General features: G+C 40.3%; 28 protein-coding genes and 1 riboswitch. Of the genes, 11 read left to right on the forward strand and 17 right to left on the reverse strand.

Annotated features, from left to right (window positions below):
• Nucleotides 1–4 precede the first annotated feature (4 nt).
• Nucleotides 5–604 (forward strand): hypothetical protein, encoded by a 600-nt coding sequence (locus PTT44_RS04275; RefSeq protein ID WP_168159938.1) that lies wholly within the window; start codon nt 5–7, stop codon nt 602–604.
• The gene (locus PTT44_RS04280; RefSeq protein ID WP_273795546.1) at nt 601–1,569 is read left to right on the forward strand and encodes a M15 family metallopeptidase; all 969 of its coding nucleotides are present in this window, start codon (nt 601–603) and stop codon (nt 1,567–1,569) included. Before PTT44_RS04275 ends, PTT44_RS04280 begins: the two co-directional genes overlap by 4 nt.
• Here PTT44_RS04280 and PTT44_RS04285 read toward each other — a convergent pair whose 3' ends face one another.
• The 8 genes from PTT44_RS04285 to PTT44_RS04320 all read right to left on the reverse strand — a co-directional run bounded on the left by PTT44_RS04285 (nt 1,570) and on the right by PTT44_RS04320 (nt 6,662).
• Nucleotides 1,570–2,343, reverse strand: coding sequence for an alpha/beta fold hydrolase (locus PTT44_RS04285; RefSeq protein WP_168159940.1), 774 nt, complete (start codon nt 2,341–2,343; stop codon nt 1,570–1,572).
• Between the two features lie 214 nt (nt 2,344–2,557).
• Nucleotides 2,558–3,427 (reverse strand): MBL fold metallo-hydrolase, encoded by an 870-nt coding sequence (locus PTT44_RS04290; protein ID WP_168159941.1) that lies wholly within the window; start codon nt 3,425–3,427, stop codon nt 2,558–2,560.
• Nucleotides 3,424–3,846, reverse strand: coding sequence for a DUF6691 family protein (locus PTT44_RS04295; RefSeq protein ID WP_168159942.1), 423 nt, complete (start codon nt 3,844–3,846; stop codon nt 3,424–3,426). Before PTT44_RS04295 ends, PTT44_RS04290 begins: the two co-directional genes overlap by 4 nt.
• 1 nt (nt 3,847) lies before the next feature.
• Nucleotides 3,848–4,264 (reverse strand): YeeE/YedE family protein, encoded by a 417-nt coding sequence (locus PTT44_RS04300; RefSeq protein ID WP_168159943.1) that lies wholly within the window; start codon nt 4,262–4,264, stop codon nt 3,848–3,850.
• Nucleotides 4,265–4,738: 474 nt separating this feature from the next.
• The gene (locus tag PTT44_RS04305) at nt 4,739–5,464 is read right to left on the reverse strand and encodes a zeta toxin (RefSeq protein WP_081316824.1); all 726 of its coding nucleotides are present in this window, start codon (nt 5,462–5,464) and stop codon (nt 4,739–4,741) included.
• A gap of 33 nt (nt 5,465–5,497) precedes the next feature.
• Nucleotides 5,498–5,749, reverse strand: coding sequence for a hypothetical protein (locus PTT44_RS04310; RefSeq protein ID WP_168159944.1), 252 nt, complete (start codon nt 5,747–5,749; stop codon nt 5,498–5,500).
• 127 nt (nt 5,750–5,876) lie between these two features.
• Nucleotides 5,877–6,290 carry a hypothetical protein gene (locus tag PTT44_RS04315; RefSeq protein WP_168159945.1) on the reverse strand — a complete coding sequence of 138 codons (414 nt, stop codon included), beginning with the start codon at nt 6,288–6,290 and terminating at the stop codon, nt 5,877–5,879.
• 3 nt (nt 6,291–6,293) lie between these two features.
• Entirely contained in the window at nt 6,294–6,662 is a 369-nt protein-coding gene (locus tag PTT44_RS04320) for an immunity protein Imm33 domain-containing protein (RefSeq protein WP_004979554.1), read from the reverse strand.
• Between the two features lie 185 nt (nt 6,663–6,847).
• Between PTT44_RS04320 and PTT44_RS04325 the strand changes: the two genes are divergently transcribed.
• From PTT44_RS04325 to PTT44_RS04345, 5 genes are all read left to right on the forward strand, one after another.
• A complete protein-coding gene (locus PTT44_RS04325) occupies nt 6,848–7,792 on the forward strand; it encodes an ABC transporter permease (protein ID WP_125273818.1) in 945 nt (314 codons plus the stop codon).
• A gap of 23 nt (nt 7,793–7,815) precedes the next feature.
• A complete protein-coding gene (locus PTT44_RS04330; RefSeq protein WP_171527569.1) occupies nt 7,816–8,688 on the forward strand; it encodes an ABC transporter ATP-binding protein in 873 nt (290 codons plus the stop codon).
• Between the two features lie 72 nt (nt 8,689–8,760).
• The gene (locus PTT44_RS04335; protein ID WP_273795547.1) at nt 8,761–9,771 is read left to right on the forward strand and encodes an isopenicillin N synthase family dioxygenase; all 1,011 of its coding nucleotides are present in this window, start codon (nt 8,761–8,763) and stop codon (nt 9,769–9,771) included.
• A complete protein-coding gene (locus PTT44_RS04340) occupies nt 9,768–10,652 on the forward strand; it encodes a hypothetical protein (RefSeq protein WP_168159948.1) in 885 nt (294 codons plus the stop codon). The genes PTT44_RS04335 and PTT44_RS04340 overlap by 4 nt, the downstream gene beginning before the upstream one ends.
• Before the next feature lie 17 nt (nt 10,653–10,669).
• A complete protein-coding gene (locus PTT44_RS04345; RefSeq protein ID WP_125273814.1) occupies nt 10,670–10,999 on the forward strand; it encodes a DMT family transporter in 330 nt (109 codons plus the stop codon).
• Nucleotides 11,000–11,111: 112 nt separating this feature from the next.
• On the opposite strand, the gene PTT44_RS04350 is transcribed toward PTT44_RS04345, so the two are convergent.
• From PTT44_RS04350 to PTT44_RS04365, 4 genes are all read right to left on the reverse strand, one after another.
• Entirely contained in the window at nt 11,112–12,134 is a 1,023-nt protein-coding gene (locus tag PTT44_RS04350; protein ID WP_010326745.1) for an ABC transporter substrate-binding protein, read from the reverse strand.
• Nucleotides 12,135–12,209: 75 nt separating this feature from the next.
• Nucleotides 12,210–12,665 carry a CopG family ribbon-helix-helix protein gene (locus PTT44_RS04355; protein WP_010326746.1) on the reverse strand — a complete coding sequence of 152 codons (456 nt, stop codon included), beginning with the start codon at nt 12,663–12,665 and terminating at the stop codon, nt 12,210–12,212.
• A 4-nt stretch (nt 12,666–12,669) separates the two neighbouring features.
• Complete coding sequence (locus PTT44_RS04360; RefSeq protein WP_256350806.1) at nt 12,670–12,792, reverse strand: hypothetical protein; 123 nt, start codon at nt 12,790–12,792, stop codon at nt 12,670–12,672.
• A 320-nt stretch (nt 12,793–13,112) separates the two neighbouring features.
• The gene (locus tag PTT44_RS04365) at nt 13,113–13,604 is read right to left on the reverse strand and encodes a hypothetical protein (RefSeq protein WP_168159949.1); all 492 of its coding nucleotides are present in this window, start codon (nt 13,602–13,604) and stop codon (nt 13,113–13,115) included.
• 399 nt (nt 13,605–14,003) lie between these two features.
• On the opposite strand from PTT44_RS04365, the gene PTT44_RS04370 reads away from it, so the two are divergent.
• The 4 genes from PTT44_RS04370 to PTT44_RS04385 all read left to right on the forward strand — a co-directional run bounded on the left by PTT44_RS04370 (nt 14,004) and on the right by PTT44_RS04385 (nt 19,373).
• Nucleotides 14,004–15,083 (forward strand): zinc-binding metallopeptidase family protein, encoded by a 1,080-nt coding sequence (locus PTT44_RS04370; RefSeq protein ID WP_168159950.1) that lies wholly within the window; start codon nt 14,004–14,006, stop codon nt 15,081–15,083.
• A 133-nt stretch (nt 15,084–15,216) separates the two neighbouring features.
• Complete coding sequence (locus tag PTT44_RS04375) at nt 15,217–17,160, forward strand: esterase/lipase family protein (RefSeq protein ID WP_168159951.1); 1,944 nt, start codon at nt 15,217–15,219, stop codon at nt 17,158–17,160.
• Between the two features lie 172 nt (nt 17,161–17,332).
• Nucleotides 17,333–18,094, forward strand: a complete 762-nt coding sequence (locus PTT44_RS04380) for a 3-oxoacyl-ACP reductase (RefSeq protein WP_168159952.1) — start codon at nt 17,333–17,335, stop codon at nt 18,092–18,094.
• 124 nt (nt 18,095–18,218) lie between these two features.
• A complete protein-coding gene (locus PTT44_RS04385) occupies nt 18,219–19,373 on the forward strand; it encodes an MFS transporter (protein ID WP_168159953.1) in 1,155 nt (384 codons plus the stop codon).
• A gap of 54 nt (nt 19,374–19,427) precedes the next feature.
• Here the strand turns inward: PTT44_RS04385 and PTT44_RS04390 are convergent, their stop codons facing one another.
• The 5 genes from PTT44_RS04390 to PTT44_RS04410 form a co-directional block, all read right to left on the reverse strand.
• Entirely contained in the window at nt 19,428–20,918 is a 1,491-nt protein-coding gene (locus PTT44_RS04390) for an amidase (protein ID WP_168159954.1), read from the reverse strand.
• Nucleotides 20,919–20,972: 54 nt separating this feature from the next.
• Nucleotides 20,973–22,403 (reverse strand): GGDEF domain-containing protein, encoded by a 1,431-nt coding sequence (locus PTT44_RS04395; RefSeq protein WP_168159955.1) that lies wholly within the window; start codon nt 22,401–22,403, stop codon nt 20,973–20,975.
• A 255-nt stretch (nt 22,404–22,658) separates the two neighbouring features.
• Entirely contained in the window at nt 22,659–22,886 is a 228-nt protein-coding gene (locus tag PTT44_RS04400) for a hypothetical protein (RefSeq protein WP_168159956.1), read from the reverse strand.
• Between the two features lie 181 nt (nt 22,887–23,067).
• Nucleotides 23,068–24,312: a D-amino acid dehydrogenase gene (locus tag PTT44_RS04405; RefSeq protein ID WP_168159957.1), complete on the reverse strand. Its 1,245-nt coding sequence runs from the start codon at nt 24,310–24,312 to the stop codon at nt 23,068–23,070.
• Nucleotides 24,313–24,444: 132 nt separating this feature from the next.
• Nucleotides 24,445–24,531, reverse strand: a riboswitch (glycine riboswitch).
• Between the two features lie 227 nt (nt 24,532–24,758).
• Nucleotides 24,759–25,580 carry a hypothetical protein gene (locus PTT44_RS04410; protein ID WP_252726169.1) on the reverse strand — a complete coding sequence of 274 codons (822 nt, stop codon included), beginning with the start codon at nt 25,578–25,580 and terminating at the stop codon, nt 24,759–24,761.
• Nucleotides 25,581–25,680: the final 100 nt, after the last annotated feature.

Genomic DNA, 25,680 nt, shown 5'->3' on the forward strand with positions numbered 1-25,680 from the left:
CTCCATGGCTCATGAAAAACGGACTTCAGTCAAAATTTTGACGTCTACAAAAAAGAAAAATATTTCACCTATGCTCTATGCGTTTGGTGGTTTTTTGAGTGGTATCGTATTGATGGCCACTCTTGGTTTTACTTATTTTTTTGCACAACAAAAAAATGATTCAATACAGGTTAATCAAAGTTCTAGCGTGGATGTCACTGAACCCTCAGTCGATAATGAAGCCCCGACGCGGGAACCCGAAGCTATTTTTGAAGCGACTAAAGCCGTCCCTTCTAAAAGTGTTCAACCTTCAAATGTAACTGAGCCGCTTTCTGATTTTCCTCAACCCAAAGAAGATGAATTAAGCAAAGCTTTTCTTCGTCCAACTCAAACAGTTGCTGCACCATCGATGAAGAGTGCTAGTTCGCAGCCCTTACCAAAAGAAAATAAGAAACAAAACTCGTCAACGCAAAGTTCGGCCGCACCGAAAGATAAAAATCACGACAAAGTAGCCAAAGCAGAACAGGCAGTGGAAAAATCCGAAGAATCTCCCACAGGGAGTGTACAAACCAAGATTACAACTCGTACCGTCGAAGCCCCAATGCCAGCTACTATCAGACTATGATTTATGCTCTTTTTTCGCTTTTTCTAATCTTGTCACTAGGACTAGGTTTAGCACTGTCCTATGAACTCAGAGTAAAATTAGCAGGCTTTTTTGTCGGGTTAATTCCTCAAGGAAAAAAAAGATTTCAATCCGCTCGTCATTTTGCACAGCATATAAATCATGCTGCTGCGCCCGAGCAATTGCAGTCGCATTGGCATATTCAGCAGTGGTGGATATTGGCTGCGGGTCTATTTCTATTTGCCAGCATCTTAATGTTTGCTTTTACCAGTCCAGTCACACCCACTAAAATCGAAGCCGATTATTTAAGACAATCGGATCCACAAATTTATGCCCTACTTGATGGACAAATTTTGTCCCCACCACCAGAGATCGAAGAATCCTTAGTTGCGGCGGCCATAGTTGAAGCAAGTCTGCTTGAGCAAGCGGATCTTAATAATAATTCTATTCAAGCCAGTGCTTCGAGCTACGATCCGAGTATTCAGGATGTACATTCAACTCATTCACATGACAATTTAGCAACGGCTGATCGTAAGTGGCACAAAATGAACCCACGCTATAAACAACGTTTACTGATGGTATTTAAAATAATGCGTGAGCAGCATGGATATGAACTGGTTTTACTGGAAGGCTATCGTAGCCCGCAGCGTCAGAATTCTTTAGCCAGCAATAAAAATACGACTTTGGCACGGGGTTATCAGAGTTATCACCAATTTGGATTGGCGGCGGATGTCGCATTTAAGCGGGATGGAAAAGTCGTTATTTCTGAACGAGATCCATGGGCGATGCGTGGCTATCAGCTCTATGGTGAAGTTGCAGAATCTGTAGGTTTAACTTGGGGCGGGCGTTGGAAGTCGATCCAAGACTATGGCCATACTGAATATCGAATGCCGAATTTAAAGAAAACTGCGGAAATGGCTGAAAAGCTGACCTCTGAAGGACAACTTTCAGCTGCGAATTTGAGTTAATCAGGTTGAAAGCTGACTCAAATATTGAGTGATGATTTGCAAAACTTGCGCAGTTTTCTCTGCATGTAACCAGTGTCCAGCATCTGCCACCGTCTGAATCTGGGCTTGAGAAAACTGCGATTGGATAGCCGCTATATATTCTGGCTTTTCTACATATGCTGAGTTTCCACCACGTATAAATAGTGCAGGCTTATGCCATGTCTCTATATTTTCCCATGACAGAATTTGGGTATAGTTCTCATAAAGTGCGTCTACATTAAACAACCACTTCCCTTTGCTAAAAGATTTCAGAAGAAACTGAATCACCATTTCTTCTTTGAGATATTCACGCATGATTTCTATAGCTTGCTGACGTGTTTCAATATCTGCTTTTTGTACCGCAAAGAGCGCTTTAAAAATCTGCTCATGATGATTTTCTTTATAAGCAATAGGCGTAATATCCAATACCACCAGTTGATCTAGTCGATCTGCTGCGAGCTCTGTCACTTTCATCACCAGCTTTCCACCCATAGAATGCCCGATCAAAGAAAAGTGCTCGATATTGAGTTCATCTAAAGTTTCAATTAGATCAGCTGCCATTACTTCATAATTCATCACATTTGAATGTGTAGATAACCCATGATTACGTACATCTACCTGTAATACATGGTGGCTTGAATAATACTCCCGAGCCAACATCCCTAAATTACTTAAACTGCCAAATAAACCGTGAACAAAGACCAATGTTTTTGCACGCGGCTGCTCATTTTGATGAAATTGATGATTTAGGATCATATGAAACTTACTTTATTTGATTCCTATAGATATTGAATTTTTAATGGAAATAAATCAAATGACTTTTTATATTAAGTTCAATTTTGCTTAGGCTATTTTAGGTGAGATATTTGCTTAGGCTAAATTTAAAAGCATGATGTGCATGTCTGTTTAATATCAGATTTTAAGCAAGTGAAAAGATGCCGAATGCTTTAAGTCTTGCTACTTTTCTGTTTTAAAAATAATTCAGCGGAATTTTTAAGTAAGAAATACCATTGTCTTCTGGTTGAGGGAACTTGCCTGCAAACATATTGATTTGAATTGCGGGTAATATCAATTTTGGCATACTTAACGTTGCATCACGGCGGTTTCGCATCTCGACAAAATCGGCCCTTTCCGTTGTAGTATTGATATGAATGTTTTCATGCTTTTGCGAATAAACCGATGTCTCATATTGGTATTGATCACGACTTTCGGGTAAGTAGTCATGACATAAGAACATCCGCGTTTGATCTGGCAATGTGTACAAAGTCTTCACTGAGTCAAATAAAGCCGCCGCACTCCCCTTTGGAAAATCACAACGTGCCGTCCCATAGTCAGGCATAAACAACGTGTCCCCCACAAAAACAGCATCACCAATAACATAACTGAGACACGCAGGTGTATGCCCTGGTGTCGGAATATTATATGCTTTTATGTTGCCTATCAAAAATATCTCGTGATCTGCAAAAAGGTAATCAAACGACTGCGTGGCATTTAAACTTTTAATATCTAAGTGATAAATCTCACCAAAAGATTGTTGTATGATCTCAATCTTATGACTAATCGCAATTTTTCCACCTAGTTTTTGCTTTAAATACTGTGCAGCACTTAAATGATCTGCATGAACATGCGTTTCTAAAATCCAGTCTACGCTTAGGCTATTTTCCTGAATATAAGCAATGATTAAATCAGCCTGCTCTGTTTTAGTCGTTGCCGATGCTGCATCATAGTCCAACACACTATCAATCACGGCGCAGCGCTGAGTGTCTGGATCACTCACCACATAACTAAATGTGTTGGTCGCTGAATCAAAGAATGCTTTTACTTGCGCAGTTTCCTTCATGGCATTTTCTCCATCACTTTACGATGTAGTAGCACACCAACGAACATCGCAATTATAAAATAGATCGCTTGATAATAGCCCAGCCCAATCAAAGTAAAACTCGGCGCAGGACAAATTCCCGCAATTCCCCAGCCTATACCAAATAGCAGACTTCCCAAGATCAGATTTCTATCGATTTTCGTATTTTTAGGAAGCTGTATAACTCCACCATAAAAGGTTTGTGGATGTGGCTGACGTACAGCTTTTTGAAAAGGAATAAATGCAACCGCAATCGCCCCTATCATCACAAAAGCTAAACTGGCATCCCACTGCCCGAAAATATCTAAAAAGCCAATCACTTTCGCAGGATTCGACATTCCTGAAAGCATGAGACCAATTGAAAATAATCCACCCCAAATGAACGCCCAAACATTTCTCATTTTAGATTGCTCCAAGCATATGACGGACGACATACACAGTGATAAAGCCTGCGAAAATAAAACTAATCGTAGCGATGATTGAACGTTTGGATAAGCGACTGATACCACAAATACCATGCCCACTGGTACAACCAGATCCTAAGCGAGTTCCAAAGCCGACCAATACGCCCGCAATAATTAACATGAAAGGTGTAGCTTCAATATAGATCTCTGGCTGAACAAAAGCGGCATATATAAACGGAACAATGAACAGGCCCAATAAAAACCACAGTGCAGGCGTATTTATGATCCCTTTTAAGCTTAAAACTTGAGAGACCAGACCACTGATTCCTGCAATTCGTCCATTGGTATATAAATATCCAACGGCGGAGATGCCGAGTAATATTCCACCTATAAAAGACCACGCAAAATCATGCATTGGTAAGCACCTTAAAACAATATATATTTTAATAGTATATTTAATTAAAAAATAATCAATCCCCCTTTGTATCTATCGATGCTATGCACGTCTATGACCATTGTTTACGGGCCCTTGCATCTAGATTTAGATATTTGAATGGTTACTATCTGTTCGTTCTCGAAGCTTTTAGTCTTTTAGATAACACCTTAAAGCATTTCTTTTACATAGTTATTCTTCACAATAACGTAAAAAGCTTGAATATATCCCCGAGAGATTTTGTATTCAGGCCTTTTTTAGATTAGAAATACTTAACTTCTCTCGTTTTATTTCATTATAGTTTTCATTTAAAGAAACTGAATACAGTTAGAGGTACATCTCTACATCATGAGTATTATTCTGGGTTTATAAAACACATTCGCGACTTTTGAATATATTTTCATGCAGGTAGACACATGAAAAAGGATAAAATAATCTGCTCTTTTTCTGAGCAGTTTATTGGAATTCTGATAATACGCGCTCTGCAAACCATATTGGGAGCTTAGACACGGCGGCATTCATTTTTAAGGTTTCAGCTGCTTCTATTTCTGCAAGAAAAGACGCTTGTATACCGTCAGAAGAGTTATCAAACAAGTAGGCTCGATCACAGCACTCTATGGCTTGCATGAGCAGATCCATACTACGGTAGTAACGTTCAATAATTTTCTGCTCAGGAACAGGATGACCACCCACACTGACGCGATACTTGACTCGGGCAATATTGATTTGTGGATCTACTGTTGAGACATAATATAGATAGGTTTTATAACCCTGACGTTTCGCTTCTCGGAGAAACTCAACTTTAGAGATATGTGACATGACCGTCTCAAAAGTAAAACTGACTTTTAAGCGCAGAAACTCAAGCCGGATATAGTCAATAATGCGTGCACAGAGATAAGAATCAATTTCTTCGGTTTTAAACTCGATCTTCCATTCATCTAGCACAATTGGCTCATGTGCAAGTAAGGCCACAAACTGTCCCGCTTGAGGACGCTTCTTACTTTTTAGAAAAGTGACCAACTCTGAAGCTTTTAAGGAAGGATGATAATGCAATAAATCAATGCGTTGACTCTGTCTTAAGTTTTGTTCCAGTTCATCTGCATTTAAATATGCCCCAATATGTTGGGGCAAGAGGTAATCTTTAACAGTGCTTTTACCAGAACCATTCGGCCCTGCAAACATTCTTATTCTAGGTTGTCGAGGTGGCATATCAATCTATACGGTCGCGTGTTTCTTTTTACGTGTCAGTGTCGGTAAAACGCCTACATCGACATAAGCATGACTTAAGTCTTGTAAAACAGTTTCATTGCCATGAATATCGCGTTCAACCAACTGTTCAGCTTTTGCATAAACTACAGACGAACGAATGGTTGCTTTTTGAAAAGCATCATGAAAAGCATGAATGGCAAGTTTAGGAATCATATCATCCTCATATTTGCCTACTTTAATGTCGGTATAAGCTGCCATACACCAACTCCTACTCAAACGATGGTTGATTTTTATTTATCTTAACACAATCGAGGACATTGTCTATTTATACAGCATCCTGAAACAATAAATTAGATCTTAATATATACACTAATTTCATGCTGTCTTATTCGGTTACTTTACTTTTTAATCGTTTCGTATCTTCAACTTTTAAAGCTTTCGCCGTTGGGCAGAAGGCACTTTCATTCATCCCTGCATCGGTCAGGCTTTTTTCTTGCTGATCAAGATAACGGTTGGCTACCATCAGCATCACTGAAGCGGTACTTAATTCAATATTGGCCTTAGATAGCGCAGCAATTTGATGATATGCATCCATACGCTGACAAAATGCGGTTTTCATCTCTGTTGCTGTCGCTGGATTATCTTTTGCATCTAAAACAGTTTTAGTTGAATTCACAGTTGCTGTATATTCAGCCATCTTCTGATCATACTGCGCCTGAGTTAGCTTCGTTGTTTCTGCATAACTCAGAGTTGATAGAAATAACGAAAAGCTAAGCAACATCCATGTCTGTTTTTTCATGTATTAAGACTCATCGCCTTCTTTCCATACGTCTTCATAGTCATCGCCATCAATCATAAAACGATAACCTTCACTTAAAGCCAAATATGGGAGTACATCAGGCAAGATATCTTGTAACTCACGTACAGTCATGGTTGTAAAAAAGTCTTGGCCTTCACCCAATTCACCACCATAGATGAACCAAGCGACATTCTCTTCAGTTTCTGGCTTTTTACGTAAACCGACAATGGGTTCTTGATTTAAAGTCTGCACAGCAACAGCAACGACATCATCACCTTTTACTTCAACATAAGCCGAGTCAAATTCTTCACACAGTAGTTTTTGTTCTGCAATCAATTCATTCAATGCAGATTGTTGTGACTTTTGCGCCATGCGATGCTGCCCCTTTTGAGCGTCAATCTATCGATAGCGCATTTTAAAACATATTTAGGTCAAAGGCTGTTTTTATTTAAACAATTAGCACATAGGTGAACACTCAATAGCACTACAAATTTGGCATTCATTTTGCTTAACAGTATTACGTTTTATAAAAAAAGTAATATCGGGGCTAAGCAACTATGGGTTATGTCGCGCGAGAACTCAGTCCTCAAAGCAAAATATTGCTGGGCTTTGGATCATTTCTAATACCAATCCTCATTTGGTGTGCTGTGAGTTATTTGCCCTTTATTTGGCATCCTCAGGTACAAATCACCAACTCTGGCAGTGTCTCTTTTTTACAAGTCGGTAGCCGTGTAGACAAAAGTGTGTTCTATGCCGAAGCACAAAATGCCGTCAATACAGGCACTGAACCGCCACAAGGTAATTTGGTCAATCCCATTTATTTACCAGCACCTCATCAAGTTGCGACAGCCTTAGTGACGGCATTTACGACACCACCAGCTCAAGCCGATGCACCATGGTTTCATCAAAGTCTTTGGCACAGTATCAAGATTGTATTTAGTGCTTTCTTTATTGCATCACTCGTTGGTATTCCATTGGGGATTTTATGTGGTTTTTCCAACAAAATTTCTCAACTCACTGAACCCTTTGTTGAGTTCTTTCGCTACTTACCTGCGCCTGCCTTTGGTGCACTGGCTGTTGCCATATTAGGCATTAATGATGCACCAAAAATTGCCATCATCGTGATTGGGACGCTGTTTCAGCAAATTCTGATTATTGCCAATACTACGCGTATGGTGGACCGCGGGCTGATTGAAGCGGGTTATACCCTAGGGACGAATAAAGCAAAAAGTCTGTTTCACGTGGTCATTCCAGCGGCGTTACCCGATATTTACCGTGATTTACGTGTTTTGCTGGGCTGGGCGTGGACCTACTTAATTGTCTCTGAGTTGATTGGCACCACCACAGGGATCACTTGGTTTATTACCCAGCAAGCACGCTACCAGAACTTTGACAATGTCTATGCTGCGATTTTGATTATTGGCGTGATTGGCTTGGTCTGTGATGTGATTTTAATGAAGCTCGGACAACATCTGTTTAAATGGAAAGCGGGAGCAAAATAATGAAAACCACAGATATAAGAACGATGGAGTTCAATGCTCGTCAGTATTTTGATCACATTTATCAACGTCCTGTCATTTTAGAGGCCAAACAACTTAGTCAAGTTTTTCAGCATGGTAAAAACTCACGCACGATTTTAAATCAGCTCAATTTGAAAATTCATAAGCGAGAGTTTATTTGTGTGATTGGCCCGTCTGGTTGTGGAAAATCGACCTTTAGTCGTGTTGTTGCGGGTCTAGACCCATATAGCAGTGGCGAACTATTGGTAGATGGACAGCCCATTTCAGGCCCTAGCCCAGAGCGAGGCATGGTGTTTCAAGGCTATACCTTATTTCCTTGGAAATCGGTTAAAGAAAATGTGATGTTTGGTCCACTCATGAAAGGTGCAAGTCATGCCTCTGCCGAAGCGGCTGCACGAGAATGGATCAATATTATTGGCTTAGAGAAGTATGAAAACCAATATCCACATCAACTGTCTGGCGGGATGAAGCAACGTGTTGCGATTGCCCGAGCTTTAGTCAACGAACCGAAAATTTTACTGATGGATGAACCTTTCGGTGCGCTTGACCCGCATACCCGTCAGAAAATGCAAAAACACCTGATGGACTTATGGCAAAACATTGATATCACTATCATTTTTGTAACCCATGATATGGATGAGGCTATTTTACTGGCTGATCGTATCGTAGCGCTTAAAGCCAATCCTGGGGAAATTAAAGAAATTATTGAAGTGGATTTACCTCGTCCACGAAATACTGAACTGATGTCCAGCCCTGCCTTTAAGCAACTTCGAGAGCGAGTCGATTTCTTAGTACATGCACAAGAAGAAGAAATTGACCCAGCACTGGAGGATTTACCCAAAATTCCACGTATGACCCAAGTCAGTACGCACAAGTAACTCATTGATCTCGCCTGAGGGACGACCCTTAGGTTTTATGCACTGTTGGACGGCCAACGCGAGGATTTTACCATGCAAGATAAATATGTCCTTCCACTGGTGGATATCAGCCTTTTAAATAGCACAAATCTAGATGACCGTATGCAAGTTGCTCAAGCGCTTGATCAGGCTTGTAAAGAAGTTGGTTTTCTCTACCTCAGAGGTGATCAATTTCAACCTGCATTATTTACACAGTTATGTGACATTGCGAAGCACTATTTTGCCCAAGATGAAGCACTCAAAATGCAAAATTATATTGGAAAATCGGTGAATCATAGTGGCTATGTACCGATAGGTGAAGAACAGTTTTCGAGTAACAGCTACGATTTAAAAGAATCTTATGATGTGAATTATGACTATCAAGGGTCTGCATTAAATTATCCCTTACTTGGCCCGACGCAATGGCCAGATGATCCCGCATTTAAACTCGATGTCTCACAGTACTATCAGCACTTAAAAGCCATTGGTCATCAACTATTTCGCTGTTTTGCACTGGCTTTAGAGCAGAAAGAAGACTTTTTTGATATGCATATTCAAAATGCACCCAGTCAGTTACGCCTCATTCACTATCCATATAACCCTCAAGCGACAGATGCAGAAGGCATCGGGGCGCATACCGACTATGAGTGCTTTACTTTATTACTCCCCACAGCGCCCGGTTTACAAGTCCTCACCAAGCAAGGTGAATGGATTGATATTCCTCTACTTGAAAATACGTTGGTGATGAACATTGGTGACATGATGGAAATCTTGTCCAATGGAAAATATTTAGCGACAAAGCACCGGGTTAAAAAAGTCCAACAAGAACGCTACTCCTTTCCTTTATTTTTTTCTTGTGACTATGACTATGTCATCCAACCGATTAATACAAATGAACCACCTAAATATGCGCCACTGGCAGGTGGAGAACATTTGTTTAATCAAACGGCTCAAACCTTTCATTATTTAAAACAACGTGTAGCCAGTGGTGAGTTGGTCTTAAAGAATGCCGTTCCGCTTTATTCTTTTGGTCTGACTGAGTCAAACATGGAGTACACCCCATGAATTTATTCGAAACTTTAAGTCAACTAAAACCTATCACAGCAGCTTCTGGCAATGTACCACCCTATTTAATGGGCGCATTTCGGCGTAAGAGTATTAGCTTTTACAATGGTCTGACAGATGAAAATACGATTGTATATTGGTTTCAATCCAAGAACTTCACCATCGACTTACGTCTCAAATCACTAACAGATACACCTATCGTAGAGCGTCAAGCATGGGTCGGTTATACGCATTGGGATGCACAAAATGCATCACTGTCATGGGAGCTAAGTAGTAATTATCAGAACCATACCCAGTGGCCTGAGCCTGCAACCCTGCATAGCATTGGCAATTGTATTTTGGAGTTTTCACCCAGTAATGCCTATGTTGAAGACTGGCGTCAACAAGCCAGTACGGGTTTATTTTTAGGACTACGTTTAGTCAAAGCCGTACATGTTGCCACGCAGCAAGAAATTTCGCTCGATGGCGGTCTCATCATCTGCGGTGAGTATATGACATATGCACAGTCACGTTTACCCCATATTCAACAGAATATAGACGCGTTAGGGGTTCTTTCTCATGTGGAGCGAAGTTCTTCTGACTTAAATCAAATTGAAAGCTATGAAGTATCAGTTTCAACTCAGGATCAGCTCATTCAATATTCAAGCTGCACCCAAATGACTCAACAACAACTCATCCTAGATGGTTTTGAAGTCGTTGATACTAAAACCCTCATACAGCGTAAATTGATCGGTGGAGAAGCATATCAGTTGGTGTTTGTCGTGGATGTGTATGAACCTGAATACGCTTTTCAAAATGTAACATCTACCACGGCGGACAGTCAGGATTGGCTGAAACAAGAACAACATCACCTCATGCATCATGCAACTGTGGTTGCGTAAGGGAGCTTTAATAAGTTATGGCTTTTCTCTATTTATTGATCGCCGTGATTGCAGAAGTCCTCGCGACTTCTGCATTAAAAGCAACCAATGGTTTCACTGCACCTTTACCTGTCGTTTTAACCATTATCGGTTATGCAATTGCACTCTTTTTCTTAGGTCTAACGTTTAAATCGATCCCTATGGGGCTAGCTTACGCACTGTGGTCAGGTGCAGGCATTATCCTGATCTCTACAGTCGGTTGGATTTATTTTAAACAGCAGCTCGACTTTGCCGCAGTTGTTGGTTTAGGTTTTATGATTATCGGCATCGTGATTATTCATGTGTTTTCTAAAAGTACGCATTTATAAATACATGCCTTAAAATCTACTCTTTATTTAACATTAGATCTTTCTTTGCTTTTTAAACACACTCATACAAAAAAAGCCCAAGTTAACTTGGGCTTTTAGTTTCTACGAAATCTTACTTTAACTCTTCAACCAAAGCTGGATAAATTGCACCATCAACATCCATTTCTGTTTTATAAATACCATTTTCAACGTTGAATTTGTTTACGTGGTAGCTTGAGCCATAAATCGAGTCAAAACCTGAACCTTTTTTAAAGACGGTTTTATTGGCTGTCAAATCGAGTAAATGCGTCCCGCCAATAAATTGTTCATATTGTTTCGGATCGACGCCAACACGGTTAGACATAATTTTCACGGCGTCTTCATGTGTTGCAGGGTCATTAATATATTTGACTGTTTTATCCCACACTTGGATCATCTTTTTCCAATCTTCTTTATTGGCAGAAAGATGGCTCATATTTACAGTCAGCGTGTCATAAATTAAACCTGGCTTATCTTTAGAACTATAAATAATTTTAGACCCTGCAACAGACTTCAACGCTTGATTGGCTACAGGTTGCCAGACCGCAATTGCAGCAATATCTGGACTGGCAAAAACTTGTGGAAGCTCATTGGTCATAGAATTGACCAATTTAATGTCACTGGTCTTAATTTTTGCATCTGTCAGTGCTGTACTTAGCAATAGATGGTCAACCAAGCCTTTTTCAGTAGCAATACTTTTGCCTTTTAAATCGGCAATGCTGTTAATTCCATCTTTTGCGATAATCACGTCATTACCTGCGGAATAGTCTGTCGCCATAATCATGACACCTTGAGTGCCCCCAGAGGCTGTGACTAGATTATCTCCATTGGTCACCAGTACTGCATCTAGCTGATTGGCTGCAAAAGCAGAAAGTGATGATGAATAATCAAACCATTTAAACTCAACATTCAACCCTGCTTCTTTTAGCCAACCTTTTTCAATTGCCACTTGCCATGCAACAAAACCCGGCCAATCACTGTAGCCAATCGTGATGTTTTTGGTGGCTGTGCTCTCAGATGCACTGTTTTTTGTTTCAGGAATTTTGGCGGTGTTATCACAACCTGCCAATAAAATAGTCGAAACAATAGAGACTGATAAGAACGCTTTTTTAATCATGATGCAATTTTCCCGATGCTGTAAATGTTTAAACTTGCTATGTATAGAGTGAGTCATTGAGGGCGGTGAAGATGTTCACGATTTCAACGCGCTCTGTTTTTCATTTTGTGGAATCGGCGGCATCACTGCATCCATCAGCTCCAAATGCCCTTTGATCACACCTTTCAAAGCAATGAATTGCTGGCTTAATGCTTTTAACTCTGTAGTTAAGCCCTGCAAAATCATCACTTCTAGAATTTTTTGCTCATCTAACTGAATATGCAGTGAACTGACCACTTGTTCTAAAAACTGTTGCTGCAAGTCCAACAATTGGACTCTAAGTGGCGTGACACTGGCGTCATAGAGCAAGGTAAATGTCCCCACCATCACGGCGTTACGTTGCTCCTGATCCGCAATTAAATGTTTATTGATCATGTCGACAATCGCTTGAGAACGGCTTTCATAGTGCTGATCAACAATTTTCTGATCCAATGCATCGACAGTTAATTCAGGCACAGTGATGCTGATCCGTGCCAATTTATGTTTCGGCACATGCTTATCCTTTTTCGGATGGATCTTGCTTGATATAAATGCCCGCTCTAGCACTTAAGATGGCGACCACGAACTGTTTAAATACGGTGAAGAATGCATTTAAGTCATCTTTGAATTGTTTAGACATTTGTTGCTCCTTTCGGTATTACCAAAAAAGGTTTTTGTAATACCTAGAACCAAGCAGAATACATGCCAATTTTTTTGATTAGACTGACAGCAATAGCACATTAAAAAGTTTATTTTTTGTGCAAAATAAATTTCTATTTTTAAAATTGATACATCAAAGTGCATTTTGGGCTATACGGCTTGACTTTTCATCCGCCAAAGGCCGAACGTTTACATCCCTATAGGCAAAACACCTTATGGACATGAGATCTTATATCTTCACAATTTTTAGTTTTCTCTGACTTATACGCAAAAAAAATCGCCAGATGGCGATTTTTTCTTTTATTGGTAGACTTTCTGGAACTCACCCAAAATTGGAGCTGAGACGCCATCTTTATACACATATCGAGAGATAATACCTCTATCCGTATAAATATCCATCTTGATCGAATCCGTTCCCTTTAACTTACTCATCAAATTTACAGGCGCTAAAATATAATTGGTCGAACGGTTGGCACCTAACACATGATCATGCTCAGTTGGCCCAGTGACAGCAAAAGTTTGGCTTTTTTGTCCATTGGTAAACACGACCTTTTGAATGTCGTATTTATTGTAAGTACTACTCAAATGCATTTTTAACTTAAGCAACTCTTTGTTCGATTCATTCCAGCTCACAGTAACCACTGGACAAAGCTCATTCTGCGTACAAATGAGTAAACCTGTGGTACCCACATTTTGACGGCTTGGGTCTGTAGAGGTGGTCGCACAACCTGAAAGCAACATCGCCCCCAAACTCATGAGTAGCCATTTTTTTGGCGATACGTTCGTTATCATTATATTTACTCCCAGAAACTTAAAAGGCTTTGAAATTCTAAAATGAAGCTTTGATTTTTCCCAGTCCCTATTTTTGACGAATCTGCACCTAAATCAAGCTTTTTCGTTCATTCAGGTTATAAATTTTAAAATTTATATCCCTTTATACAAATATGAAAGAAAAGAACCTACTGAAAAGCTCGCTACTAACCAAGCACATGTATTCTTTTTTAATATGCACTCTATGCAAGCACTACCGCGCTTATATCTGTATATCAAACGAACGACTAAAAGTTTTTCAAATTATATGCAAATAAATACTCAACTTTGCAAGCCTATCAAAACAGATGACAGAACATGACGAAGGGAATCAACATCCTTTATACTGGTTCTAAAAGCTCACCAAAGACATAGCCGCCGATGAAATTCTTTAGTTGCGCATCCTGTCAAAACCAAGTCTTTTTTGCCAACTCGCAATGTGTGAGCTGCCAAACTACACTCGGTTATATTGCATCAGAAAAAGATATGGGGAGCTTTGAACAGCATAGCCCTATTCTTTGGTTAGCGCTAAATGAAAAATACCAAACGAAGCGCTATAAGCCCTGTTATAACTATCAGCATCATCAGGTCTGTAATTGGGTTATTCCCGCAGAGAGCAACGACATCTACTGTGAGTCTTGTGTACTCACATATACTATTCCTACTCTCGATAACCCAGATCATATCGTCTATTGGTCACGGCTCGAACATGCTAAACGGCGTTTTCTGTATTTAATGCAACGCCTGAATATTATGCCAAGGCCCAAATATAACGATGATGATCGCTACGGACTCCGTTTTAATTTTCTCATGCCTGAACCAGAGCACCCTGTGCTGACAGGACATGCTAATGGCGTCATTACACTCAATGCCAGTGAAGCAGATGTCATCTATAGGGAAACGACCCGTATTAAAATGGGTGAAAACTACCGTACACTTTTGGGGCATTTCCGTCATGAAAGTGGGCATTATTATTTTGACCTCATTAAATCGCTACATCCTGAGCTTGTCGACGAGTTCCGTCAGTATTTTGGAGATGAGCGTCAAGACTATAATGCAGCACTACAACGTCACTATGAAGATGGCGCACCACAAAACTGGGACCAGTTTTATGTCAGCTCTTATGCCAGTACACATCCTTGGGAAGACTGGGCAGAAACATGGGCACACTATTTACACATGATGGACACATTGGAAACCGCTTACTATGCAGGTTTAATCGTGCGTAATAATCGAAAAGATACGCATGACTTAAGCTTTTATGAAAATCCAATCGGCGCTCAGGATTTTGATTTACTCCTCAAACAGTGGATGACACTGACTTTTAACTTAAATGCGTTAAATCGCAGTATGGGTTTAGAAGATGCTTATCCATTTACGCTATCAGCGCCAGTCCTCGATAAATTACGATTTATACATAAACATGTTTTAGGCAAAGCCTTTGCTCGCCAAATTGCTTGAGCTGAATATAAGCGTTCTTAAGTTATGTCTAGGGACACCAAAGATCGGACCGAATTTGGATGTAACTCGTTAGAAATTATCTTAAAATAAAAGACATCTTTAGCCTATATAGATAACGTCCGTGCTAAAAACTATGCTTTTAACGAGACATCATGCTTTCACGCGACCAATCATTTTAGGGCTAACGATTGTTTTACTGCCGGCCTGCCAGTTGGTCAAAGTTAAAGAAAACAATATCCATCAAGCTATTCGTAGCAAGTCTGAAAATATCTCAACCCATGACCAATTGAGTGCGGAAACCACCAGCTTACTCAAATTACTCAGCCTGACGCCACAGCAATGCAGCGCTGAATTTGAAACATGTTTGAAGCGCTTAAACACACAAACGGATATTGCAGCAGATGAACGCTATGCCGCTTTAAGTGAACTGTATTTGGCCCAAGCTTTAGAGCTCTCAAAACAGCGCAACTGTATCCAAGCACAGCTACTACATAGTGAAAATAATCACTGCTTAGAACAAAGCCTTGAAGCCTTCGATCAAAGTTTACGCTATAGCTATGTGTATTTATTTAAGATGCAAGAAAGCCCAAGTACCCGTGTTTTTGATCAAAGACAAATGCATGTCCGCACTTTTTACAATGTCGCTTTGTCGCGTTTAATTACCACGGCGTACCGTATACAGCCTTTTCATCAAATTCCTGCGCAACTCAACGTCCAACAGCGTCAATATATTGTAAATTTAGAACACTATCCTGAACTGAAAAGTAAAACCATTGACCGAGTTCAATCCAGTTATAATTTAAACTTCTCGGGTTTTTATCAAGTCAACCGTCAAGATGGTCTGGGCGCAGAGTTTGTGGTTGTGACTGAAACGGATCCTATTCATAAAAATGATTTTATCCTTGACCCGATATCGTTTTATCAAAATCAAACCAATCCCAATATCCATCCTGCACGCTATTTGTCCGTTACCGCCGCAGCACAGCCATTAAACCCTGAAAGCAGCATTGAAGATGTGCTCAATGGCAAAGCCATTTTTGAGATTGAGCTATTTAATCCTTATACACAAAAGTATGTAGACATTCATCAACAAAAATACATCCTCACGGCAAATTATTCTGTGCCTTTTGCTTATTGGCTGGCAGAAAATAAACTGGGCTCTACAGGCTACTTAACCTTGCTCGATAAGACTGAGCGATTGCGTATGCCACATGTCTATATGCTTGAACCTTACCAGCCGAATAAAAAAGTGATTGTACTTATTCATGGTCTCGCCAGCAGCCCTGAAACTTGGGTCAATCTGACCAATAACATTTTGGGGGATAAAGTTTTACGGGAGAACTTTCAGGTATGGCAGGTATTCTATTCAACCAATATGCCGATTGTTGAAAGCCGCTATCAAATTCATGCACTACTTAAACAAGCCTTTGCACAAGTTCAACCCAACTCTCGCTCGGCAAGTGACGCCGTGCTGATTGGACATAGTATGGGCGGCGTCATTAGTCGCTTACTGATTAGTGAGCACGATATTTCTGAGCAAGTGATTCCACTGTTAAACTATGAGCAATACACCCGATTACAACAATACCCCGTAATCAAAGAACGTTTTCAATTTCATCCCGATTTACCCATTGGACGTGCAATTTTTATTGCCGCGCCTCACCGTGGCAGTGAACTGTCTGACCGCTGGTACATGGAGTTGGTGAAGAAAATGGTCAAGTTGCCGATCACTTTCTTTAACCAAGTGGATATACAACTCAATGGTAGCTCTAGTACCAAAGGCATGGTGCAATCTGGCCCAGACGACTTAAGTCCAAAGTCACGCTTTATGGCTTTGACCAGTAACATCATGCCGGTATCCACAGTTCCTTACCATTCTATTATTGGCAATCACCGTCAGACCAATGACATACATGACATGAGCGATGGTATTGTGCCGTATTCAAGTTCACATCTAGAACAGGCAGTCTCTGAAAAAATCATTAAAGGCAATCATTCTGTGCATGAGGAAGCAGAAACATTATTAGAATTGCGCCGTATTTTAAGGCTACACCTTGAGCAAACTCAGGCTCAATGATCAATAGTTCTAAAAATGTTTACTATTTGGAGATTTTGATCCCAATAATCTAACCCAACTAAATGAGCATCGAAAACTTGAAAAGCAGCTGTCTTAAAACATGACGTACGGAAAGGTTTTGATATACTTGCTTTATCTAAAAAATACATGCATTTATCTGCTCGGAAACATCATGCACATTAAAAATCAAGTTGTACTGGTCACAGGTGGCGCACGCGGTTTAGGTCTTGCAATTACACACGCCTTAATCAATGAAGGTGCTCGAGTAGTCGTGAACTATTTGAACAGCCAAGTAGCAGCGCAAACCTTAGTTCAGCAGTATCCAAAGCAGGTTTTTATCTACCAAGCTGATGTTACAGACAGTGCACAAGTCAAAAACATGTTTGATGCAAGCTTTCAGCATTTTGGACAGCATATCAATGCCGTGATTAATAATGCGCTCATTCAGTTCGAGTTTAATGGTGAGGCCCGCCCAAAAGTTCATGAGCTACGCTTGGAAACCATGCAACAACAATTTGAAGGTGCAGTTAAAGCCGCTTTGAATACTACCCAAGCGGCACTTGAAGGTATGAAACAAGGCCAGTTTGGGCGCATTGTAAACATCGGAACCAATCTGGTACAGAACCCTGTAGTGCCTTATCATGACTACACCACGGCGAAGGCTGCACTTTTGGCATTTACGCGTACCTCAGCGCATGAACTTGGTCAATACGGCATTAATATCAATATGCTCTCTGGCGGTTTACTACAAACCACCGATGCCAGCAAAAGTACACCCAATGAAGTTTTTGATTACATCGCGAGTGCAACACCACTGCGTCGTGTAGTTACACCTGAGGAATTTGCTTCAGCCATTTTAATGTTCTTATCGCCATATTCTTGTGCTGTGACAGGTCAAAACTTGATTGTGGATGGTGGTTTAGTCAAAGGCTAATGAGCTTTAATCCCTAAACTCTGAATAAGCATGATTTAAACAATCCATTTTAAAATTCTTGAAGCTTTGTTTTAGGTTCAAGTCTTCTTCAGAATCTGCTCACCCTAGCAAGGAATACAGTACGATGCTTTCTTTTCCCATTCGGCACCGACTGGCTGGCTTTTACTTTTTTTATTATTCCATTGTGGGAACCTTCATGCCGTTTTGGAGCCTGTATCTCGAAGATCAAGGTTTTAACTACAGTGAAATCGGTATCCTTTCCTCAATTGCGATCATTACCCGTTTTTTTGCTCCTTTTATTTGGGGCTGGATTTCAGATAAATCAGGGAAACGGATGCTCTTGGTCAGAGTCGCAACGTGGATGGAAGCCTGTATTTGGTTCATGATTTTTATCATTCCAAACTCCTTTCAGGCGATCGCTCTGCTCATGCTGATCTTTAGCTTCTTCCAAAATGCTATTCTGGCTCAATTTGAAGGCGTAACTCTATTTTGGCTCGCTGAACAACGCAGTGCTTTATATGGAAAAGTTCGAAAATGGGGCTCTGTCGGTTTTATTGTCGGGGTTTTTGGTATCGGAGCCTTATTAGAAATTTTACCCATCTCTATGCTGCCAGTTTTATTGCTGTGTATTTCTTTTTTGGCCTTTATTTGGTCATTTAGCATCAAAGAACCGACCACTGCACCCCATTCACAAGGGCAGCTCGAGCCATTATTACCTATTTTAAAAAAACCCGTTGTAGCGGCATTCTTCGGTATCGAGTTTATTCTGCTTTTTTCACATGCGCCCTTTTATAGTTTTTATAGTAACTTCTTAAAACAAGCCGGTTACTCAACCACAGAAATTGGTTTTTTGTGGGCTATCGGTGTCATGGCCGAAATTATTATGTTTGCCATTGCTCACGTTTTTTTCAAACGTTTTTCATGGCGACTCATGGTGTCTATTTGTCTGATCCTCACGGCGCTACGCTGGTTTATGGTCGGTTCTTTTCCCCAAATCTTCGCGATCCAGTTTTTCGCACAAACCATTCATGCTTTTAGCTTTGGTTTATTTCATCTCATCGCCATGCGTATCATTTTCCAAAACTTTAGTTTAGGACAACAAGGACGTGGTCAAGCCCTGTATAGCACCATGTGGGGACTGGGTGTAGCGTCTGGAAGTATTCTTGCAGGACATTATTGGCACAGCCTGTCAGGCGAACATATTTTTATTCTGGCAGGCTGTGCTGTGCTACTGGGCTTGGGTTTGGTTCGGTACTTACCCAAAGAAGTTCAAGCTTAAAAGGTCTCTTCTGATCTGCGCGCATAAATTGCAGCAGTTTCATTAATCAGCTTTCTAAACTTTGATTTCACTGTATTTATGAAACCATGGCTGGGCCTGTTCAAGCTGACTAGCCAACTGTAAGAGCCGATCTTCACGGGCAAAAGGCGCAATGAACTGTGAACCAAGCGGAAGATTATCAGCATTCCAATACAAAGGTACAGACATCGCAGGTAAACCTGTGATGTTGGCTAGCTGAGTAAAAGGCACCCAACGCAAATTATCTTTCACAATTTTATCGACCAGTTTTCCTTGTGCCAACAGATGTGCTTTGCCGACTTTTAATAAACTTTTTAAAATTGGTTTTTGCCATGATGGAGTAGAAATTTGCCCATTTTTAGGCGCAACTGAAGCTGTTGCAGGAGTCAGATAAAGATCATAATGATCAAAAAATTGATTCATTCTGGTGACATACACGCCCCAATTATTCAGGTTATGAATATAATCTAATGCAGTCGTTTTCGCACCAAAGGCAGCCAAAGCTAAAGAATCCAGCTCAAAATCTCCTGCTGTAGTCGGAACCTGTTGCTTGATCTGCTCTAACATATAAGAAAATTGACTAAACCACGTCGTGATAAAGTCTCTGGCCAAAGACATACCATCTATCTCAGGTTGTGCTTCAACCACTGTATGCCCTAAAGACTCCAACAGACGTGCGGTATGATGTACAGCATCAATTGCATCTTTAGACACTGTGGTTCCGATAGGCGACTGAGTACTAAATGCAATTTTAAGTTTTTTTACAGGCTGCTGTAGACAGGCCAAATAGCTTTGGCTGGGCAGCTGTATTTTAAATAATGAGCTATGCTCTGCACCCTGCGTTGCATCTAACATGGCTGCACTGTCTCTTACACTTTTACTCAATACATGCTGTATCGCAGCGCCATGCATTGCTTCACTCATATCTGGGCCCCACGGCGTACGTCCACGACTTGGCTTTAAACCAAATAAACCGCAATACGATGCAGGAATTCGAATCGATCCGCCGCCGTCGCCCGCACCCGCAATAGGAACAATCCCAGCGGCCACTGCAGAAGCGGAGCCACCCGATGAGCCACCACTGTTATGTTTTAAATTCCAAGGGTTATGACAGGCTCCCCAAGCATCTGATTCCGTAATGCCTTTGATTCCAAACTCAGGGGTATTGGTACGGCCAAAGGTTAAAATGCCTGTGTTTTCCCAACGGTTTACAATTTCTGCATTATGTTCTGCAATATGACCCGTACGTTTAAATGCTTGGCATCCATAAGATGTTGGATAACCTGCATATTCTTGAAATAAATCTTTTACTAAAAATGGCACCCCAGCAAATGGGCCAGACAATGCATTTTGTGCTCTGTTCTTGGCATAATCATGCATCGGAATAATAATCGCATTTAAAGCAGGATTGGTTTGTTGGCTACGCTCAATTGCAATTTGTAATAATTCAGCGGGATGGATTTGTTTTTGTGCAACCAACTCAGCCAAACCCAGCCCATCATAACGAAGGTATTCAGAAAAATTCATTTTTATCCAAGTATCTATAGTTTTTATTGTTTTATACTTTTACTAAATTTTAACCTATGAGGCAAGTTGTACTTGATTGCGTCCTAAAGTTTTGGCTTGATATAACGCCCGATCAGCACGATTTAACAAGCTCTGTAGACTATTTTGCGTTGGTAAATCTTGATGCACCACACCAAGACTCACCGTCATACTCAAAACAGCATGTGCCACTTGAGTTTTTGAAGTAGCGACAGCACGGCAGATACGTTCTGCAATGATTTGCGATTCAATCTCGGAAATATTATTTAACACCACCACAAACTCCTCACCACCCATACGTGCAAATAAATCCTGTTCACGCAAATTACTTTTCACCGTCGTGGCAAAGCTTTGTAGCAATACATCACCAATATAGTGACCATATTGATCGTTCATTTTCTTAAAGTGATCAATATCTAGCACAATGATACTCATCGATTTAACCAAATTTTCCTTCAATAAGTTTTCAGTTTGAGTGAAGAAAAAACGGCGATTTCCTACATGAGTTAAGGGATCGTGGTTGGCCAGATAGAGCACTTCTTTATATAAATCATGACGATTACGACTCACAATACATAAAAGCAAAGGTGCAATCATCAACATGCACAGCCCTATACGCACCGAAATAGAAGTGGCCAAGAAGTTGTCTGCTGTACGTGAAATATAATAAGTCGTTAAACTATGATACGTCACAAAACAAACCAAACTGTTAATGATACTCACATAAAATAAGTTGTAACTTAAAGCCGCCCAAATGAGCCCTGCTAGAGGGAAAAGTAAGGCACCAGGACCAAAGAACAGATGAGTACATGCCACAGAAATTAAAACTGAGAGTAAGGGTAAAACATCGACAAACTGGGTTTCGCACTGTCTACGGTTATTCCAAAGATACTTTAATTTCTTCGCTGCAGGAAAGGTCAACATGAGGGGTAAAAGTGAAATACAATTTAGCACTTCCCCTGTCCACCAAATATAAAACTCAGCCCACAAATCTTGCGTGCTCATAAAAGTATGTGGCATATACGGAACGACCGCAACGGCAAATATCGCGCTGGAAAAACACCCAAGAAAAACACAAACCAAGAAAAGATAAAGAAAATTTAAGCCTTTGTTATATGCACGATAGTCAATTTGTAAATAATGGATAAAGAATAAAGATACGCCTACTGTCATAAAATTGGCGATTGTTAAAGCCAAAGTTAGCTCAAGATGGTTCCCAGTGACTAAGTCTGCCGACATATAACCAATAAATGCGCCCAACCAGCCACCAACATTTCTGAGTGGCTTAAACCGTAAAAATAAGCCGATCAGTACAGCATTAGCTGGCCAAAAATAAGCGAAATATGCAATCGGTCGAGTGAATATCCCAAGCAAGCAGCAGACAAAAATCACCGCAGCAACAATCAAACATGCTCGGCCATGCTGTTTAAAATTCAACGATACTTCTGTGAGCTTAACTGCGTACAAAATATTCCCTCATTTTTACATGAGTTATGATTAAACATCATGTTTTCTATTGTCCATTTGCTTGCAAACGATGCATTGATGAAAACCATCACAGATTGACAATATTTACTAAATAAACTCTATCGATTGTTCGTTATGGTTTCAATATGATTTTTTGATTTATATCCTGAATCTAAATATTTACGATTAAATGCTGATATCACTCTCATCCATAAAAAAAGCCTCCGCGTTGGGAGGCTTTTTTTATCTTTGGACTTATTTCGCTTCAGAAGCTGCCACTGGTACTGATGCACCTGCTTCTTCAGACTCTAAAGGTGCAGCATCAATCATCTCTGGACTAACTTCTATATTGGTCACTGGTGTTTCAGTTGCTGAGCTTTCCACTGACGTTTGTTCAGTCTCTTGTTTTTTGTCACTACACGCAGCAAGCGACAGCATTGTTGCAGAAGCTAAAACCACCAAAGCCATTTTCATGTTAATCATTATGCACCTTCACATTAGTCATCAATTGCTTGAAACAATACTACTTATTTTTGCTCAAGTTTAAAGTATTCGTTTGTGAGCAATCTTTTGAAATTAAGGCAGAATTATAACATCATTGAACAAAAATGATAAAACAAGCTCGAAGCAAGCTTGTTTTTATCTATCCAAGAATGCACTCGAATTAAACAGGATACGCTGTCGCGACTTCCTGACTAATCATTGCTGCGGTTGCCGCAGATAGCGTCCAACCTAAGTGCCCATGTCCTGTATTAAAGAACACACGTTCTAGCTTTCCACGGCGTACTACAGGCATCATATTCGGCATCATAGGACGAAGACCTGCCCAAGGGACCGCATGCTCTGTCGAAACTTTAAAGTTACGATTGGTCCAGTCAACAAGAGGTTGAATCCGATCTGCACGGATATCACGGTTATAGCCATTAAATTCAGCAGTGCCCGCAACACGAAAACGATCTTTACCTAAACGTGAAGTTACAATTTTCGCACTTTCATCCAGCAAGCTCACCCACGGCGCATTTTGCTGACTCTCTTCATCATTCAACATCACCGTAATGGAATATCCCTTTACAGGGTACACATTGACGCGCTCTTGAACCAATTCGGCCAATTGATAACTACCAACACCAGCACAAACCACAACAGCATCGGCAGCCAACATTTCCACTTCATTTGGAAGCAGTTCAACATTTTCTGAACTGGGTTGTAACTTTACTTCAACACCTGAGCTTAAGTGCTGAATATCTGTCACATCCATACCAAAACGATACTTCACACCTAACTTTTTGGTGACTTCAGCCAAACCTGTCGTGTACTTATGAATATCACCCGTCGCATCGCCTTCACAATAGAATCCAGCATAATAGTCGCCAGTCAGTGTCGGCTCAATTTGCTTAATTTCTTCGTTGGACACGCCACAACGTTCAAGTCCACCTTTATTGAGTAAATCATTGACTCGAATGGCAACGTCATAATCTTGTTTATTATGATAAAAATGCAAAATGCCACGTTTTTCTAAATTGAAGTCAATCGACTCTTTATCCGCAATTTCGAACAAGCGTTGACGAGCCAATAAAGCCAATCGTACTGTTTCATGGGTATTGGCCTCATAATGTTTAATATTGCCCAGAAATTCCATCAGCCATGCATATTTATGCACACTAAAGGCAGGATTGAGCAATAAAGGGGCAGATTTTTGAGACATCCATTTCATGCCTTTCAGCACTGTCGATTTTTGGTTCCAAACTTCCGCATTACATGCAGACAGTTGTCCACCATTTGCAAAAGAAGTTTCCATCGCAGGAAATAAATGCCGATCCACAACTGTCACTTGATAACCCAGTTGACTTAATTCATACGCAGTTGTGACGCCTGTAATTCCAGCACCAATGACAACGACATGACACATAGACACCTCCTTTTTATTGTTTGATGTCAACCCCATCTGTCATGTGTACCTGAGAGCTTCGATCTAAAACATCCCATGACGTTTTAAACCATCCCCTTCGGTGAGTGATTGAACACTTCTCTCCAGAGTTTTTTCATTATTACAGTCCTTTTGCCTGAGAGTTTCCGGGGTCGTTGCTCCTTCGGCGAATGCAGAACATTTCTCTCCTGCAATAATGCTTATTATTCTATGAGCAATTTATATACCATGTAATCACCCGATTGGAAACTGCTCTTAAAGTATTATCTTTCGTTTATTTTTATAGAGCACAACCTCAGCTTAGGGCAAGCGTTGCAATATACTGGCTAACATGACTATCTTTTGCTTCAAAAGAGGACGCATGCCGTCGGACATTAGCGCTATCCTAAGGTCATCTAAACATTTTTAATAGTGATGATTTATACATCTTAAGATGCTTCATTCTGTTTCTCTCCTGTATTAAAAGAATGAATGAGTTGTTCTGCATTTTGATAAATTTCTTGCCAATGCGGCAGTAACTCACTATGAAATTTTATAGTGATATAACTCGTATTAAACCCATAATTGGGCTGATGTGTATTAAATTCACAACTTGTTGCACCATCCTTAAAATAAAGACATACAATAGTGAGACTTACCCCTTTACCTTTACGCTCCTGCCAATACACCCTTTTTCCAACACCGTCATCACTTTTAACCTCTATTTCATAGAGTCCCAAATCTGAGTTAAATTTTTTTGTTTCATCTATCCATATTTCACTCACCTCTTCTCCACCAGAAGAAAACATTCCTTTTCTTAATTTTCTTTTTAACTGACCAAAATAATTAAAGAAGTCTTTACTTCCCCACTCCTCTTTCCAAACGGAACGTTGGTTTAATGCGATTTTGATATCATTTTTATACTCAGAACCTAGTCTAAAGCCTTCACTCGACGTTGTCATTTCAGGCCATCTCACTTTCAAAGCAATATGTTGAATTTGATCATCACAACCTTTGGCCTCGTGTTCTTCTTTGATATTTTTCCCCCAATAATTCACTCCTTGATAAGTCACTCTGCCAAAAAGTAAATACTGCTTATCAATAAGCATGTGCCGATCACCAAATTTTCCACAAGCATATAAGCGTGCTTTGACTTTTTCAGGGTCATGCATACTGTCATAGCCGTATATCAACAATGAAATAACCAAAACTGTAAGTAATGATAAAAATATAATGGTGCCTCGTCTTACTGTGCTTATTTTTTTATTCATATCCCCCTTCCTTTTTTCTTTTAAAAATGAACTCTCTAAATTTTCTTACTCAGTAAGACCGAGTGAAGATTCAACAACGGTTGACCTACATTGGCACTAA

The sequence above is a fragment of the Acinetobacter sp. Gutcm_16 genome (genome assembly GCF_028649355.1).
Classification (GTDB): Bacteria; Pseudomonadota; Gammaproteobacteria; order Pseudomonadales; family Moraxellaceae; genus Acinetobacter; species Acinetobacter johnsonii.